Below are 16,286 nucleotides of genomic sequence, written 5' to 3' on the forward strand. Positions count from 1 at the left end.
CGACGACGACGACCTCGTGGTCGTCGACAAGCCGGTGGGCGTGGCGGCGCACCCGTCGCCCGGGTGGACGGGCCCCGGGCAGCAGGTGCCGCTCCGCCGCGCGCTGCCGTCGCCGCGTGTCAAGGCCGCACTCGATCGCGACCAGCACGAGGGCCCAGGCGACCACGCCCACCGCCTCGTCGGCGCCCTCGATGCCGGCGAGGAGGAACGCGGCGAGCGGCAGGAGGTACGCGAACCGCCACGGGATCTCCCGCAGCGGCCGCCACGGCGCCTCGAGGTCCGCGCGCACCCACGGCCGGTACCGCGCGGGCACCGGGCGTTCGAGCAGCCGGTACCCGACCACGACGTGCAGGGGTGGCCGGGCGCGCCGGCGCGTCCGCAGGCCCGACCACAGCAGCGGCAGCCCCGCGCGCAGGCCGACGCGCCGCGCGCCCGGCTCCGCGAGGTCCGCGAGCAGCGACGTCATCTCGTCACCGCGCCGCGCGCGCCACCGCGGCGGGTACGCGAGGAGCCACCGGCGGGCGGACCGCGCGAACGCCGGGTCGACGCCGGGCAGGTCCTGCCCGTCCCGCGGCGCGCTCACCACGCACCGCCCGTCGCGGGCCGCGGCGCCACGAGGCGGCGCGCCCGTGCGGCGAGGGCCGTCAGCCGGTCGGTGTGCGCCGCGAGCGCCTCGCGGCCGGCCCCCGTGAGCCGGTAGTACCGCCGCAGCCGTCCGTCGACGACCTCCTCGCCGGACGCCTCCGCCCAGCCGGCGGCGACGAGGCGGTCGAGCACGCCGTAGAGCGTCCCGGCGCCGAGCCGGACCTCGTCGTCCGAGAGGTCGCGGACGGCCTGGACGATGCCGTACCCGTGCCGTGGCTCCTCGGCGAGCGCCAGGAGCACGAGGTAGCTCTGCTCGGTGATCCGCACGGGCGATATATATCGCGCGACGACCCATCTGCGCCACCCCGGTCGGCTCCCGGTGACGGCGGCGCACGACCCGGCCCGTGTCGGCGGTCGCCGCTAGCGTGCGGCGGGTGACGACCACTCCCCCGTCCGGCCCCGCCGGCTACGACCCCGACTTCCTCGGGCCCCGCGTGCCGCTGCCCGTCGTCGGCCGGCCGGTGCGGGAGCTGCCCGCCACCCACTTCACGGTGCTGCTCGACCCCGTGCGCCGGCTCGCGGCCGCGACCGCGGTCAACGTCGACGGCGCGGCGCTGCGCGACGTGCCCCGCGGCGACGACTGGCACCTCGACCCGCGCGTCCCCGCCGGCGAGCAGGCCGGCCCGGAGCTGTACGCGCGCAACGACCTCGACCGCGGCCACCTCGTCCGGCGGCGCGACCCCGTGTGGGGCGACCCGGGCGTCGCCGCGCGCGCCGAGCGGGAGACGTTCGCCTACCCCAACGCGGCCCCGCAGGCCGCCGGCTTCAACCAGGGCGCGGAGCTGTGGGTCGGGCTCGAGGACCACGTGCTCGAGCACGCGCGGGCGCAGCGGCTGCGCATCAGCGTGCTCACCGGGCCGGTGCTGGCGGACGACGACCCCGTCTACCGGGGCGTCGCGATCCCGCGGCGGTTCTGGAAGGTGGCGGCGTGGGCGCGCGACGCGGGCCGGGCGCTCGCGGCGACGGCGTTCGTCCTCGACCAGTCCCCCCAGCTCGACGACGGCGCGCTGCGGGCCGCGACCGCCGACGCGCAGGCCGCCGGCGACCCGCCGCCGCTCGGCCCGTTCCGCACCTTCCAGGTCCCCGTCGCGGACGTCGCCGACCTCACCGGCCTCGACCTCGGCCCCCTGCCGGCGGCGGACGTGCTCGCCGGGGTCACCGCGCAGGGCGCGGCGTGGCTGCGGCTGCGCACCCCGGCGGACGTGCGCCTGGGCTGACGCGCGCCTGGGCCGACGCGCCCGGGTCGGTGCGTGCGGGGCCGGTGCGTGTTGGGCGACGCGCGCCTCGACGGCGCGTGCGCGGGCACCGGTCCGGGCGGACGCCCCGTGGGATCATCGCCGCGTGGAGCTCCCCGTCGCCTGGTCCGTCGTCCTCGTCCTCACCGGGGCGTGGAACCTGCTGATCTGGCCGCGGTTCTGGCAGCGCATCGCCGCCGACCCGCGCTCCCGCGACGCCGACGGCCGCGCCACGCGGTTCCGCACGGTGCACGCGGTGCTGATCGCCGTGTCCCTCGTGCTCGGCGTCGCCGTGGGCGCGCTCGGGGTGCTCACGCTGCTCTGACCGCCCCCGCGCCGGCGCAGGCGCGCCCCGCCGGCGCACGGTGCCCGCCGTCGGAGCGGGCGCCCCGTCAGAGGGCCAGCGCCCGCCCCGTCAGCCGCTCGTACGCCTCGAGGTAGCGGTCGCGCGTGCGCTCGACGACGTCGGCGGGCAGGGCCGGCGGTGGCGCGTCCCCGGCGCGGTCCCACCCCGACGCGGGCGACGTGAGCCAGTCGCGCACGAACTGCTTGTCGAAGCTGGGCTGCGCGTGCCCGGGCTCCCACCGGTCGGCGGGCCAGAACCGCGACGAGTCGGGCGTCAGCACCTCGTCGCCGAGCGTCACGGCGCCCGTCGTGGGGTCGGTGCCGAACTCGAGCTTGGTGTCGGCGAGGACGACGCCGCGCTCGCGCGCGACCCCCTCCGCCCGCGCGTACACCGCGAGCGTGAGGTCGCGCAGCGTCTCGGCGGTCTCGGGGCCGACGAGGTCGACGACCGCCGAGAACCGCACGTTCTCGTCGTGCTCACCGAGGTCGGCCTTGGTCGCCGGCGTGAAGATCGGCTCCGGCAGCCGCGACCCGTCGACGAGCCCCGCGGGCAGCGCGATGCCGGTGACCTCGCCGTCCGTGCGGTACTCCGCGAGCCCCGACCCGGTGAGGTAGCCGCGCGCGACGCACTCGACCGGGAACATCTCGAGGCGGCGGCACACCATCGCCCGCCCGGCCACGGCGTCGGGCACGTCGGTGGTCACCACGTGGTTCGGGACGAGGTCGGCGAGCTGCTCGAACCACCACAGGCTCAGCTGCGTCAGCACGACGCCCTTGCCGGGGATGCCGGGCTCGAGGACGTGGTCGTAGGCGGACACGCGGTCGCTCGCGACGACGAGCACGACGTCGCCGTGCAGGTCCCGCAGCGCGATCCCGGCGGTGGTGTCGTCCGGCTCGTACAGATCGCGGACCTTGCCGGAGTAGACGTGCCGCCAGCCGGGGAGGTGGAGGAGGGGTGTCGCGTCGCTCACGCGCCCAGTGTGCCGTGCGGGTGCGCGGTGCCGGGTGCGCGTCCGCAGGCGGGGCGCGGTCGACGGCGTGACCGCGGCCGCAGCCGTCAGAGGGCGCGGTGGGTCCAGCGCCCGCCGACGAGCGTCCCGCCGACGCGCATGCCCCGCACCGACCCCGCCGCGGCGAGCAGCGCCGCCGGGTCGTCGTCCAGCACGGCGACGTCCGCCGGCCCCCCGACGCGCAGCCCCAGCGGCTCGCCGTCCACCGACGCGCCGAGCGCCACGTCCAGCGGGAGCCGCTGCTCCGCGTGCCACGCCGGGCGGCCGTCCCGCCGCCGGGTCACGGCCGCGTCGACGGCCGCCCACGGGTCGAGCGGCGCGACGGGCGCGTCCGAGCCCAGCGCGAGACGCACCCCGGCGGCGTGCAGGGCCGCGTACGCGAACGCGTCCCCCGCGCGCCCGGGCCAGTACCGGTCGACGACGTCGCGGTCGTCCATCGCGTGCTCCGGCTGCACGCTCGCGACGACGCCCAGCGCGGCGAAGCGGCGGACGTCGTCGGCCGTGACGAGCTGCGCGTGCTCGACCGAGCCGCGCGCGCCGGTAGCCGCGAACGCGTCGAGCGCGAGGGCGTTCGCCGCGTCGCCGATCGCGTGCACCGCGCACGTCAGCCCGTGCGCCGCGGCGCGCGCCATGAGCGGCCGGAGGCGGTCGGGCGGCACCGTGAGCACGCCGTGCGCGTCGGCGCCGTGCAGCCCCGGGTACGGGTCGAGGCACCAGGCCGTGCGCGTGTTGAGCGCGCCGTCCGTGATGACCTTGAGCGGCCCCTGCGTCACGAGCCCGGCGGGCTCGAGCGGGTCGCCGGTGCGCAGCCCTTCGGCGAGCAGCGCGTCGAGGTGCTGCTCCCACACGCCCGCTCGCACCCGCACGGGCAGCCCGGGCGTCGCGCGCCGCCGCCACACCGTGCGGTTGTCCGCGATCTCGAGGTCGACGACGCCGACCACGCCGCGCGTCGCGGCGTCGCGCAGGGCGGCGCCGACGAGCGCGTCGGCCGTGGTGTCGTCCACGCGGTCGAGGGCGGCCATCCGGTCCATCCACTCGGCCTCGCGCACGAGGCCGCTCGCCCGCGCCGGCACGCCGAGGTGCCGGAGCCCGGCGGTGGACGCCCACGCGCAGTGCAGGTCCCCGGACACGAGGACGACGGGCACGTCGCCCGCGACCGCGTCGAGCAGCGCCGCCGACGGCCGGTCGGGCCACAGCGCGTCCCGGAAGCCCTGCCCCACGAGCGGCGCCCCGGGTGCCGCGGCCTGCGGTCCGACCACCCGGCCCGCCGAGACCCGGCCCGCCGGGACTCCCCCCGCCGCGACCCGGTCCGCCGCGACCCGCTCCGCCACGAGCCGCGCGGCGTGCGCCGCCGACGTCGCCGCCGACACGTCGAGGCGCGCCCGCGCGAGCGCCCACTGCGTGACGTGCGCGTGCGCGTCCCACAGGCCCGGCAGGACCGTCCGCCCGTCGACGTCGACGGGTTCGGCGCCGCGCACCACGTCCTCGGGCAGGGTGCCCGTCGGGGCGACCGCCGCCACCCGGCCGCGCGTGAGCAGCACGTCGACGAGCCCGGCGTCGCGGCCGGAGCCCGCGTGCTCGTCCCCGCGGCCGGCCTCGTGCGAAGCCCGGTGCCCGGCGCCCTGCTCGACCCCGTGCCGCCGCGCCCGGCGCAGCAGCACGGGCGGCACCGTGCGGTCCGCCCGGCCCGTCATGCCGCCTCCCCGCCGCCCGTGCGATGCAGCGGCGGCGGTCAGGCGTCCGCCGCCTCGCTGACCGCGAGCGCGATGTCCGTGCGGTGGTGCGCCCCGCCGAGGTTGATGCTCTCGACCGCCACGTACGCGGCGCGGCGCGCGGCGGTGAGGGTCTCCCCCACGCCGACGACCGACAGCACGCGCCCGCCGGCGGACACGAGCAGCGGCGCGTTCAGCGGGTTCTCGCCGGTCTCGCCGGTGGTGCGCACGGCGGTGCCGGCGTGCAGGACGTGCACCCCGGGGACCGTCTCGGCCGCCTCGACGCCGGTGATCGGGTCCCCCGTGCGAGGCGCCTCCGGGTAGCCCTCCGACGCGACGACGACGGTCACGGCGGCGTCCGCGCGCCAGTGCAGCGGCTCCAGCGCGGCCAGGCCCCCGGTCGCGGCGGCCCGGAGCACCCGCCCCAGCGGCGTCGCGAGGCGGGCCAGGACGACCTGCGTCTCCGGGTCGCCGAACCGGGCGTTGAACTCGACGACCCGCACGCCGCGGCTCGTCAGCGCGAGCCCGCAGTACAGGACCCCGACGAACGGCGTCCCGCGGCGCGCCATCTCCGCGACGGTCGGCCGCGCGACGGTCTCGACGACCTCGTCGACCAGGCCCTCGGGCGCCCACGGCAGCGGCGAGTACGCGCCCATGCCGCCGGTGTTCGGCCCGGCGTCGCCGTCGAGCGCACGCTTGAAGTCCTGCGCCGGCACGAGCGGCACGACGTCCGTGCCGTCGGACAGCACGAACAGCGACACCTCCGGCCCGTCGAGGTACTCCTCGACCACGACCGTCCCGCCGTCCTTGGCCAGGCACGCCTGCGCGTGGGCGAGCGCCGCGTCGCGGTCGTCCGTGACGACGACGCCCTTGCCCGCGGCCAGCCCGTCGTCCTTGACGACGTACGGCGCGCCGAACGCGTCGAGCGCGGCGACCGCCTCGTCGACCGTCGTCACGACGCGCGGCTCGGCGGTCGGCACGCCCGCGGCGGCCATGACCTCCTTGGCGAACGCCTTGGAGCCCTCGAGCCGGGCCGCCTCGCGCGACGGCCCGAAGACGGGCACCCCCGCGTCCCGCACCGCGTCGGCGACGCCCGCGACGAGCGGCGCCTCGGGGCCGACGACGACGAGGTCGACGCCCAGCGACGTCGCCAGCTCCGCGACGGCCGCGCCGTCGAGCGCGTCCACCGGGTGCAGCTCGGCGTGCGCGGCCATCCCCGGGTTCCCCGGAGCCGCGTGCAGCGCGGTGACCTCCGGGTCCAGCGACAGCGCGCGGACGAGGGCGTGCTCACGGGCACCGGTGCCGACGACGAGGATCTCCACGGGCGCCGAGCGTACCGGCCGGGACGCGCCGCCCCCGCTGCACGCCCGTCCGCGGACGGGCGGCGCCGCCCTGCCACCGGTGCCGGCTACGCCGGGGCGATGGCCGCGTCGCCCACCCGGGCACGCGCCCACGCCCGCACGTTCGCGTGCACCTCGCTCGGCTCGCCGGCGTACATCCACGGGAACGACGTGAGGTGCCGCGCCGTCTCGGCGAGGTGCGGTGCCGCCTCCGCGGGGAGCTCCGCCATCCAGAACGCGCCCGCCAGCAGGTTGTGGCCCCACGCGCGGCCGACCGGCGACGGGCCGCCCGCCGACCACCGGTCCGCGGCGGCCCGGATCTCCGCACGCGTGGCGTCGCTCTCCATGTACGCCTGCGCAGCACCGGACGAGCGCTCGCCGAGCTCCAGGAAGTGCTCGACGTGCGCGACGACCACCAGCAGGCCCGTCGCGTGCCCCGCCGGTGCCTCGGCCGAGACGGACCGCGCGAACGTGAACATCGTCTCCGTGCTGCCGAACCACTTGGGCGCCGCGAACTGCAGCGCCTCGGCGAGACCGCCGCGGTGCAGCGGCGCGACGTCCCGCAGCTGCGCCAGGCGGCGCGCGTGCTCGACCTCGCCCAGCTGCAGCCCTCGCGCGATGCGCAGCCGGGAGGCGAGCACGGACGCGTCACGCGGCGAGACGGACAGCGCCTCGTCCGCCGCGCGGTCGGCCGCCTGCAGCGCCTCGAGGAAACCCTCGACGTCCCGCGCCTCCCAGTCGGACCCGCGCCGCATCCAGGCGAGCTCCACGAGCGCCTGCACGTGGAGCGCCTGCGCGTCGGGGCTCGCCGGCTCCGCGTCGCGCCACGCCTCGAGCCAGCGGCTGCGGCGGACCGCCAGCGCCGCCAGCTCCGACACGCGGTCGAAGCGCGCGTCGGCGTCGTCCGTGGCGGCGAGCAGGTGGGCGGCCGGGAGCCAGTCGTCCGCGGTGGCCGCGTCCCGGGCGGCGCGCAGGTCCACGTCGTCACCCGCGTCGTCGACCCGCACGCGGTCGGCCTCGAGCGGCTCGTCCCAGGTGCCACGGCCACCCGTCGCGACCCGGACGACGAGCCGGGCGACCCGTGCCGCCGTCGCCCACAGCACCACCGCCGCGGAGGACCACGCCAGCGTCCAGGCGAGCGACGTCGCGCCGGTCCACGCGTCGGCGAGCACGAAGACGAGCGCGGCCACCGCCACGAGAGCGGCGACGTACGCGACGACGAGGCCCTGGGTGCGGCCGCCGGCGGGCGAGAACCACCACGGCCCCTGCGTGGACAGGCCCAGCAGGCGGTGCGCCGGCGTGCTCGCGACCCCCATGACGAGCACGCCGAGCACGACGAGCACGGCGGCGCCGAGCATGACGTAGGCGGCGGGGGTGTCCCAGGCGGTGGCGTCCACGGCGCGGATCATCGCAGGCGCCGGCGGCCGGACGGGGCAGCGGCGTGCCGCCGCTCACCCGTCCGGCCGCCTGGCCGTCCGGTCGCTCCCGGTTCAGCCGAGCAGCTCGTGCCGGATGATCGTCGCCTCGCGGCCCGGGCCGACGCCGACCGACGAGATCCGCGTGCCCGAGACGTCCTCGAGGAACTGCAGGTACCGCTGCGCGTTGCGCGGCAGGTCGTCCATGTCCCGCGCACCGGTGATGTCCTCGGTCCAGCCGTCGAGGTACTCGTAGACGGGCTTCGCGTGGTGGAAGTCGCTCTGGTCGACCGGCATGTCCTCGACGCGGCGGCCGTCGACGTCGTACGCGACGCAGACGGGGATGCGGTCGCGGCCCGTCAGCACGTCGAGCTTCGTCACCACGAGGTCCGTGAGCCCGTTGACGAGCGACGCGTACCGCACGACGACGGCGTCGTACCAGCCGGTGCGGCGGGGCCGCCCGGTCGTCGTGCCGAACTCGCCGCCGGTCCGGCGCAGCCACTCGCCGTCGTCGTCCAGCAGCTCGGTGGGGAACGGCCCCTCGCCGACGCGCGTCGTGTACGCCTTCGCGACGGCGACGACGCGGTCGATGCGGGTCGGCCCGACGCCCGAGCCGGTGCACGCGCCGCCGGCGGTGCAGGCCGACGACGTGACGAACGGGTACGTGCCGTGGTCGACGTCGAGCATCGTGGCCTGGCCGGCCTCGAAGACGAGCGTCCTCCCCTCGTCGAGCGCGCGGTTGAGCACGGTCGGCGTGTCCGCGACCATCGGGCGCAGGCGCTCCGCGTGGCGGAGCAGCTCGTCGACGGTCTCGTCGACCGTGATCGCGCGACGGTTGTAGACCTTCACGAGCAGGTGGTTCTTCTGGTCGAGGGCACCCTCGACCTTCTGCCGCAGGATCTTCTCGTCGAACAGGTCCTGCACCCGGATGCCGACGCGGTTGATCTTGTCGGCGTAGGTCGGGCCGATGCCGCGGCCGGTCGTCCCGATCCGGCGCTTGCCGAGGAAGCGCTCGGTGACCTTGTCCATCGTCCGGTGGTACGGCGCGATGACGTGCGCGGCCGACGACACCAGCAGGCGGGACGTGTCCACGCCGCGCGCCTCCAGCGCCTCGATCTCCTCGAACAGCACCTCGATGTCGACGACGACGCCGTTGGCGATCACCGGGACGACGCCGGGCGTGAGGATGCCGGAGGGCAGCAGGTGCAGCGCGTACTTCTCGCCCTCGATGACGACCGTGTGCCCGGCGTTGTTGCCGCCGTTGAACTTCACGACGTAGTCGGTGCGGTCGCCGAGCTGGTCGGTCGCCTTGCCCTTGCCCTCGTCGCCCCACTGGGCGCCGAGCACCACGACGGCGGGCATGCAGATCACCACTTCCTGCTGCCTGCGGTGCGGCTCCGCCCGCAGACGGGCGCGAGCGGGCTCGCGGCGCGGGTGACCCGGGCGCGGGCGGCAGTGACCCGCGGCCACCCGGAAGGGTACCGGAGCGGGCCGTCGCACCGCCGACCCGGGCCCGCCGGCGGACGGGCCGCGGTCGGCGCGGGCGCTCAGCGCAGTGCGCGCACCTCGTCCGCGGACGTGCCCGAGTCGGTGAGGAACCGGCGGCAGCGCTCGCCCTCGTCGGTCTCGCCGATCGCGTCGGCCGCCTCCGCGAGCGCGAGGAGCGCGCGCAGGAACCCCTGGTTCGGCTCGTGCGCCGCCGGGATCGGTCCCTGCCCGCGCCAGCCGGCGCGGCGCAGCGCGTCGAGGCCCCGGTGGTAGCCGGTCCGGGCGTACGCGTACGCCGCGACCGGGTCGTCCGCCCGCTCCGCGAGCAGCGCCCACACCAGCGACGACGCCGGCACGACGCGCGCGGCGTCGCGGGGGTCCGCGCCCGTCGCGAGCGCGGTGCGCGCGGCACCGTCGGGGCCGTCGGCGGGCAGGAGCGTCGGGGCGGGGCCGTCCAGGAGGTTCTCGTGCGCCATGGCGTCAGTGTGCACCGCCGCCGCCCGGCACCGCGCCCGCGCCGCCGACCCGGCCCCGACCCGGCACCGGACGGCGGTCCGACCGTGCGCCGAAACCACCCGCCGCGCGCGTGCGCCGCGGTGGGAGCGCGGCTACAGTCGAACGGCCGACCAGCAGCCGTGACCGCGGCTCCCCCTCCCGGCCGGCACCGTCGCACCGGAGCAGCATGATCGAGATATCGACGTCGTCCACGACCACGACCCTCGTCATCGCGGGCGACCTCGACCTCGCGGAGCGCGACCAGTTCCCCGAGGTGACCGCGCGGGTCGTCGGCCTGCGCCGGCAGCTGCTCGTGATCGACATGTGCCGCGTCACGTTCATGGACTCGACCGGCGCGGCGTTCCTCATCTCGCTCGCCGACGCGGGCCGGCGTCGCGGCGGCGCCACCGTGCTGCGCGGCGCCGCGGAGCGCGACCTCTTCGTGCTCGAGATCTGCGGCGCGCTCGACCTGTTCCGCATCGACACGGTGCACGGCTGCGAGCCCGTCGACGGCGCGCCGGAGCCGGACACCGCGGACGCACCGGCCTGACGCGCCGGCCTCACGCACCCGCCCGGCGCTCGCGCGTCAGGCGTCGCGCGCCGACCGCGGCAGCGCGCCCGGACGCACCTTCGCCCACACCACCTTGCCCCCGCGCGACTGCCGCCAGCCCCAGTCGGACAGCCGCTCGACGATCTGCATCCCGAACCCGCCGACGCGGCCGGGGTGGCCGTCGGTCGTCACGGGCGGCGTCGGGTTGGCGTCCTCGACCTCGATGCGCAGGCCGTCGCCCGTGTCGTGCAGCTGCAGCGCGACGTGCCCCCAGCCGTGCAGCACGGCGTTCGCGACGAGCTCGCTGACCACCAGCTCGGCGTTCGACGCGTCGCTGACCTCCCACGCCTCGCACGTGCGGAGCACCGCGTGCCGCGCCCGCGCGATCGACGCCGGCTCGCTCGGCAGTGACCAGCGTCGCCGCCGCGGGCTCGTCGTCCCCGCGAGGTCGTCGTCCGGGTCGGGGACGCGCACCACGACGACCGCGACGTCGTCCTCCGGGTGGTCCGCGAGGCGGGACAGCAGGTCCTCGCCGATGCCCGGGGCGTCGCGCGCGGTGATGCTCGCGGCGACGCTCTCCAGGACCGTGAGCCCGTCGCGCAGGCTGCGGTCGCGGCGCTCCACGAGCCCGTCCGTGTAGTAGACGAGCACGTCGCCCGGCTCGAGCAGCACCTCGGCCGTCGTCCGCTCCCCCGACCCGAAGCCGATGAGCGGGCCGCCCGCGTCGCGCAGCTGCGTCGCGTGGCCGTCGCGGACGCGCAGGACCGGCAGGTGCCCGGCGCGCGCGTACCGCAGCAGCCAGCGGCCGTCCGACCGGCGGTCCAGCGTCGACAGGACGAGGCTCGCGGCGCGCGGGATGCGCAGGCCGGCGAACAGCTGGTCGACCCGCTCCAGGACCGGCCCCGGCGTCGTGATGTCGACGCTGTACGAGCGCACGACCGAGCGCAGCTGGCCCATCGCCGCGGCGGCCTCGACGTCGTGCCCGACGACGTCGCCGACGACCACGCCGACCGTGTCCGGGCCGATCTGCTGGACGTCGTACCAGTCGCCGCCGACCTGCGCGTCGTCCGCGTTCGGCGAGTAGTACGTCCACACGTCGACGCCGTCGACCTCGCCCTGCTCCGGCAGCATCGCCCGCTGCAGCGTCTCCGCGAGGCGGTGCTCGCGGTCGTACAGCCGCACGTTGTCGATCGACAGGCCCACGCGCCGCGCGACGAGCTCCAGCACCGTCACGGTCGCCGCGTCGAGCCCCGCGAGCCCGCCGCCGCCGCGCGGCTGCACGACCAGCAGGCCCACCGTGCGCCGGCGTCCCGGCACGGGCAGCACGACGACGCGGCGGTCGGGGGCGTCGGGGACGCGGCGGCCGTCGCGGCCCACGACGACGTCGCGCGCGCCCGGGCCGGCGTGCTCCGCCAGCCACCGCGCGTACGTCGCCTCGGGCTGCGTGGCGGCCAGGTCCAGCTCGACGGCGTGGTCGAGCGACCCGCCCAGCAGGCGACCCACCGGGTCGCGCGGGCACGACGTCGGCAGCCGCGGCCCCTGCCCGTCGGGACGCGGGGCGCCGCCGGGCCGGCGGGGGTCCAGGCCGTCCGCCGCCCACAGACCCCGGTCGTGCAGGTAGAAGCCCGCCCAGCCGACCACCTCGGCGGTCAGCAGCGACGCGATCTCGTGCAGGCCGTGCGGCTCGTCGACGTCCATCAGCAGGTCCGACACGCGTGCGATCAGCGACAGGCTCCGCCGCTCCCGGCGCTCCGCCTCGACCAGCGCGACCTGCTCCGCGTGCTCCGTCAGCTGCGCCGTCAGGTCCTGGAGCGCGGCCACCCAGGCGCCCACGCCGAGCCCCGCCACGCCCACCGGCGACAGGTGCGCCATGCACTGCACGTACGAGCCCTCGGGACGGCGCAGCACGACGCGCTGCACGAACGGCGCGCCCGCCGCGAAGCCGGCCCGGGCCGCCGCGACGTCCACGGGTCGGACACGCGGGTCGGTCAGCACGTCGAGCGCCGCGACGGCGCGCGGGTCGTACCCGGTCGCGTCGGCGAGGGCACGGTTGGCCCAGGTGACGCGCACGGCGTCCGGCGAGGCCGTGAGCAGGGCGGTCGGCACGAGCGTCGCCGCGAGCGCGTCGGCGAGGAGCGCCGGGTTCACCGCGACGAGGGCGTCGGACGGGGGATCGAGGGGCGACGCGGGGGCGGAGGAGTTGACCACCACCACCTCCGATCGTCTAGCGTGCCGAGCGGACGGACAACTCGACCAGCCGGCGAGCCCCTCCCCCTGCGCCGGAAGGAGCAACGTGCGAGACGGTAACAGCCCCGACCAGGGCGAGCCCACGCACACGACGGAGTCGGGCGGGGGGCCTGCCGCGGGCGAGCCCGGTGCCGTGCACGTCATCGTCGGGACGGACCGCACCCGGATCGTCCTCTCGGGCGAGGTGGACGCCGACCTGGGCCCCGAGCTCCAGGAGGCGACCGCCGAGGCGGAGCAGCGCGGGCTGCCCATCGAGGTCGACGCGCACCACGTGACGTTCATGGACTCGTCGGGCGTCGCGTTCCTCGCCCGCCTGTCGATCCGCAGCGAGCACCGCGTGCGCCTGCTGCGCGTGCCGCCGACCGTGCGGTTCCTCCTCGAGGTGACCCGCATCGGCGAGCTGCTCGACGTGGTCGACGACGACGGCGCCGAGCCGTTCGAGCCGGTGGACTCGGCCACCCCCTGACACGACCCCGCCCGGCTCTCGTGCCCGGGCGGGACGGCGACGGCCCCGGACCTGCTGGTCCGGGGCCGTCGTCGTGCTGGTGCGCGGGAGGTCAGGAGAGCTTCTGGCCCGCCGAGCGCAGCTGCTGGCACGCCTCGACGACGCGCGCGGCCATGCCGGCCTCGGCGAGCTTGCCCCAGGCGCGCGGGTCGTACGCCTTCTTGTTGCCGACCTCGCCGTCGATCTTCAGGACGCCGTCGTAGTTGCCGAACATGTGGCCGACGACCGGGCGCGTGAACGCGTACTGCGTGTCGGTGTCGATGTTCATCTTGATGACGCCGTTGTCGACCGCCTCGGCGATCTCCTCGGCCGTGGAGCCCGAGCCGCCGTGGAAGACGAGGTCGAACGGGTTCTCCTTGCCGATCTCGTCGCCGACGGCCTTCTGGATGTCGGCGAGGATCGACGGACGCAGCTTGACCGCACCCGGCTTGTACACGCCGTGCACGTTGCCGAACGTGAGGGCCGTCAGGTAGCGGCCCTTCTCGCCGGCGCCGAGCGCGCGGACCGTCGCGAGGCCGTCCTCGGCCGTCGTGTAGAGCTTCTCGTTGATCTCGGCCTCGTGGCCGTCCTCCTCGCCGCCGACGACGCCGACCTCGATCTCGAGGATCGTGCGCGCCGCCTGCGAGAGCTCGAGCAGCTCCGCCGCGATGACGAGGTTCTCGTCGAGCGGGATGTCCGAGCCGTCGAACATGTGCGACTGGAAGGTCGGGTTCTCGCCGCGCGCGACCTGCTGCGCCTCGAGCTCGAGCAGCGGGCGGACCCACGAGTCGAGGTTCTTCTTGACGCAGTGGTCCGTGTGCAGCGCGATGGTGACGCCGTAGTTCTTCGCGACCTCGGTCGCGTAGGCCGCGAGCGCGAGCGTGCCGCTCACACGGTTCTTGATCGTCGAGCCGGACGCGTACTCCGCGCCGCCGACGGAGACCTGGATGATGCCGTCCGACTCGGCCTCCGCGAAGCCCTGGATGGCGGCGGTGACGGTCTGGGACGACGTGATGTTCACGGCGGGGTAGGCGAACCTGCCGGCCTTCGCCCGGTCGATCATCTCGGCGTAGACCTCGGGGGTTGCGATGGGCATCGCGGCATCTCCTGCACGTAGACGGGTGCGGTACGCCCGCAGTCTGCCACCACCGGCGCCCCCACCACCGGGACGTCCGCCCCGCCCCCACCTGTGCCCCGGACGGGCCGACCCCGACGGCACATGTCCACGGCGAACGGGGTCCGGCGTGCGCTCCGCGGCGTGCAGACGTACGCCAGGCCCCGTTCGCCGTGGGACGTGGCCGTGGGGTGGTGGGTGGACGGTCGTCATGGACGTGGGAGCAGCGACGCGAGGACGAGGGGGGCGACGGCGCGGCGGGAGACGTCCGTCGACGTGACCCGGAGGACGGTGTGGCCGAGCACCGCGAGGGCGTTCTGGCGGTGGCGGTCGTGCAGGACGGCGGCCGGCACGTCGTGGAACTCGCGGCCGTCCACCTCCACGAGCAACCACGTGCCGTCCGTGCGCCGCCACGCCAGGTCGCAGCGCGCGACGTGACGGCCGTCCGGCGCGCGGACGACCAGCTGGAGCTCGTCCGGCGGGATGCCTGCGTCGACGCACTGCACCCGCGCGAACGTCTCCAGCGGCGACTCCGCGCGTCGGTCGGCGAGCGCCCAGCACGCGTGGAGGCCCGCGGCCCCGCGGCGCCCGCCCGTCGCAGCGCGGACGCGCGCCAGCTCGGCGTCGGGCAGGAGCCGTCGGTGCAGCACGTCGTCGAGGACGGCCACCGCGTTGTCGCGCGGGAGCTCCGGCAGCGCCTGGACGAGGGCCTCCGGCAACGGGGCGACGAAGGCCGCGCCGTGCGGCCGCACGACGGTCGAGAACCGTCGCACCCGGATGCCGTCCCGTCCGGCCGTGTGCCGCAGGCCGCGCAGCACCACCTCGGGTGTGATCGTCGTGGGCAGCCCGGCGACGCCGTGCAGGACGAGCGCACTCGCCCCCACGGCCGCGGCTCCCGGGCCGTACGCCAGCACGCCGGTCCACGCGGCGCGCCGGCGCCGCTGCTCCGCACCGACGGGCGCGTGCGGCTCGACGACGTAGACCCCGGTCGTGGCGCGGCCCCAGCGGCCGGACCGGACGAGACGTCCCCGCCGCGCCTGCGCCACGCCGGCGACGTCGCACTGCGCGGCGGAGACGAGGCCGCCCTGCTCGGCGGCGAGGCGGAGGAGCGAGTCGGGCAGCGGGGACGACCGGGGCACGGGCACACCCCACATGCGGGGCGCGCGCGCCCGCCGGCACCGGCACACGCCCTGTGGACCGCGGCGCCCCCACACGACCGGTGGTCGGCTCGACCCCCCGCCACCCGGCGACGCCACACGACCAGGCCGACACGACGAGGCCGCCCCACCACCAGCCCTCCCACGCCGACGCGACGTACGCCCGGCCCTGACTCCACCCCGTCCACGACGAGCGGGGCCTGGCGTGCGCTTCCGCCGCGTCAAACGTACGCCAGACCCCGTTCGCGACGAGACGGGGCCGGAGGCGACCGGACGGTGGGACGGGGCCGGGCCGGAGAAGGGGTGGGGACCGGGGTCAGGGGTGGGCGTGGGTGAGGGCCCACGTGTGCATCGCGATGGCGGCGGCGGCGCCCGCGTTGAGGGAGCGGGTGCTGCCGTGCTGGGTGATGTGCAGGACGACGTCGCAGGCGGCCTGCGCCTGCGGGGTCAGGCCCGTCGACTCCTGGCCCAGCAGCAGGACGCACGCGCGCGGCAGGACGAACCCCTCGAGGGGGACCGAGCCCGGCACGTTGTCGAGGCCGACCACCGGCAGGCGGCCGCCGTCCGGCCCGGCGTCCGCCGCCCACGTCGCGAGCGCCGCCGCGTCCGGGTGGTGGTGCACGTGCAGGTACCGGTCGGTGACCATCGCGCCCCGCCGGTTCCAGCGCCGGCGGCCGACCACGTGCACGCCTGCCGCGTTGAAGGCGTTCGCGGTGCGCACCACCGAGCCGATGTTGAGGTCGTGGGCCCAGTTCTCGATCGCCACGTGGAACGGGTGCCGGCGGGTGTCGAGGTCGGCGACGACCGCCTCGACGGTCCAGTACCGGTACCGGTCGACGACGTTGCGGCGGTCGCCGTGCGCGAGGAGCTCGGCGTCGTAGCGCGGGTCGAGCGCCGAGCCCGGGCCTGCGACCCGCGGCCACGCGTCGTGCCCGCCCGGCCACGGGCCGACGCCGACCTCTCGCTCGTCGTCGCCGGCCGCGGCGCCGGCGCCCGCGGCCCCCGCGGGCGCGGCCCCGACGCTCGAGCCGCTCGACGACGGCGACGAC

16 protein-coding genes are annotated in these 16,286 nt (G+C 77.0%); 4 read left to right on the plus strand and 12 right to left on the minus strand.

Translation table 11 applies throughout. The features are described from left to right. Together AB6N23_RS12175 and AB6N23_RS12180 are read right to left on the minus strand one after the other, a co-directional pair. On the minus strand, positions 1 to 583 hold a 583-nt coding region (locus AB6N23_RS12175; protein WP_412866320.1), incomplete at its 3' end, for a hypothetical protein. Further along, the gene (locus tag AB6N23_RS12180; protein ID WP_378205228.1) at positions 580 to 912 is read right to left on the minus strand and encodes a PadR family transcriptional regulator; all 333 of its coding nucleotides are present in this window, start codon (positions 910 to 912) and stop codon (positions 580 to 582) included. The genes AB6N23_RS12180 and AB6N23_RS12175, both read right to left, overlap by 4 nt. Positions 913 to 1,019: 107 nt before the next feature. Between AB6N23_RS12180 and AB6N23_RS12185 the strand changes: the two genes are divergently transcribed. Continuing rightward, complete coding sequence (locus AB6N23_RS12185) at positions 1,020 to 1,862, plus strand: DNA/RNA non-specific endonuclease (protein WP_412866321.1); 843 nt, start codon at positions 1,020 to 1,022, stop codon at positions 1,860 to 1,862. Between the two features lie 124 nt (positions 1,863 to 1,986). Next, positions 1,987 to 2,205 (plus strand): SCO4848 family membrane protein, encoded by a 219-nt coding sequence (locus AB6N23_RS12190; protein WP_412866322.1) that lies wholly within the window; start codon positions 1,987 to 1,989, stop codon positions 2,203 to 2,205. A 67-nt stretch (positions 2,206 to 2,272) separates the two neighbouring features. Here AB6N23_RS12190 and AB6N23_RS12195 read toward each other — a convergent pair whose 3' ends face one another. The 6 genes from AB6N23_RS12195 to AB6N23_RS12220 all read right to left on the minus strand — a co-directional run bounded on the left by AB6N23_RS12195 (position 2,273) and on the right by AB6N23_RS12220 (position 9,666). Next, entirely contained in the window at positions 2,273 to 3,196 is a 924-nt protein-coding gene (locus AB6N23_RS12195; protein ID WP_412866323.1) for a phosphoribosylaminoimidazolesuccinocarboxamide synthase, read from the minus strand. Positions 3,197 to 3,282: 86 nt separating this feature from the next. Then, the gene (locus tag AB6N23_RS12200; protein ID WP_412866324.1) at positions 3,283 to 4,929 is read right to left on the minus strand and encodes an amidohydrolase family protein; all 1,647 of its coding nucleotides are present in this window, start codon (positions 4,927 to 4,929) and stop codon (positions 3,283 to 3,285) included. Positions 4,930 to 4,967: 38 nt separating this feature from the next. Beyond that, positions 4,968 to 6,269 carry a phosphoribosylamine--glycine ligase gene (gene purD / locus AB6N23_RS12205; RefSeq protein ID WP_412866325.1) on the minus strand — a complete coding sequence of 434 codons (1,302 nt, stop codon included), beginning with the start codon at positions 6,267 to 6,269 and terminating at the stop codon, positions 4,968 to 4,970. An 86-nt stretch (positions 6,270 to 6,355) separates the two neighbouring features. Further along, complete coding sequence (locus AB6N23_RS12210; RefSeq protein WP_412866326.1) at positions 6,356 to 7,684, minus strand: hypothetical protein; 1,329 nt, start codon at positions 7,682 to 7,684, stop codon at positions 6,356 to 6,358. 93 nt (positions 7,685 to 7,777) lie between these two features. Then, positions 7,778 to 9,064, minus strand: a complete 1,287-nt coding sequence (locus AB6N23_RS12215) for an adenylosuccinate synthase (RefSeq protein ID WP_412866327.1) — start codon at positions 9,062 to 9,064, stop codon at positions 7,778 to 7,780. A 185-nt stretch (positions 9,065 to 9,249) separates the two neighbouring features. Beyond that, positions 9,250 to 9,666, minus strand: coding sequence for a DUF3151 domain-containing protein (locus AB6N23_RS12220; RefSeq protein ID WP_378205249.1), 417 nt, complete (start codon positions 9,664 to 9,666; stop codon positions 9,250 to 9,252). A gap of 206 nt (positions 9,667 to 9,872) precedes the next feature. Between AB6N23_RS12220 and AB6N23_RS12225 the strand changes: the two genes are divergently transcribed. Next, positions 9,873 to 10,235, plus strand: coding sequence for an STAS domain-containing protein (locus tag AB6N23_RS12225; protein WP_412866328.1), 363 nt, complete (start codon positions 9,873 to 9,875; stop codon positions 10,233 to 10,235). A gap of 36 nt (positions 10,236 to 10,271) precedes the next feature. Here the strand turns inward: AB6N23_RS12225 and AB6N23_RS12230 are convergent, their stop codons facing one another. Then, positions 10,272 to 12,446: an ATP-binding SpoIIE family protein phosphatase gene (locus tag AB6N23_RS12230; RefSeq protein ID WP_412866329.1), complete on the minus strand. Its 2,175-nt coding sequence runs from the start codon at positions 12,444 to 12,446 to the stop codon at positions 10,272 to 10,274. An 82-nt stretch (positions 12,447 to 12,528) separates the two neighbouring features. Here AB6N23_RS12230 and AB6N23_RS12235 point away from each other — a divergent pair, with 82 nt between their 5' ends. Continuing rightward, a complete protein-coding gene (locus AB6N23_RS12235) occupies positions 12,529 to 12,948 on the plus strand; it encodes an STAS domain-containing protein (RefSeq protein WP_412866330.1) in 420 nt (139 codons plus the stop codon). A 91-nt stretch (positions 12,949 to 13,039) separates the two neighbouring features. On the opposite strand, the gene fbaA is transcribed toward AB6N23_RS12235, so the two are convergent. From fbaA to AB6N23_RS12250, 3 genes are all read right to left on the minus strand, one after another. Next, positions 13,040 to 14,062 carry a class II fructose-bisphosphate aldolase gene (fbaA, locus tag AB6N23_RS12240; protein WP_412866331.1) on the minus strand — a complete coding sequence of 341 codons (1,023 nt, stop codon included), beginning with the start codon at positions 14,060 to 14,062 and terminating at the stop codon, positions 13,040 to 13,042. 227 nt (positions 14,063 to 14,289) lie between these two features. Beyond that, positions 14,290 to 15,219, minus strand: a complete 930-nt coding sequence (locus tag AB6N23_RS12245) for a hypothetical protein (RefSeq protein ID WP_412866332.1) — start codon at positions 15,217 to 15,219, stop codon at positions 14,290 to 14,292. A 334-nt stretch (positions 15,220 to 15,553) separates the two neighbouring features. Next, positions 15,554 to 16,286, minus strand: a 733-nt coding sequence (locus AB6N23_RS12250; RefSeq protein ID WP_412866333.1) for a TrmH family RNA methyltransferase, incomplete at its 5' end; no start/stop codon positions are given.

The organism is Cellulomonas pasadenensis (assembly GCF_047229365.1).
Classification (GTDB): Bacteria; Actinomycetota; Actinomycetes; order Actinomycetales; family Cellulomonadaceae; genus Cellulomonas.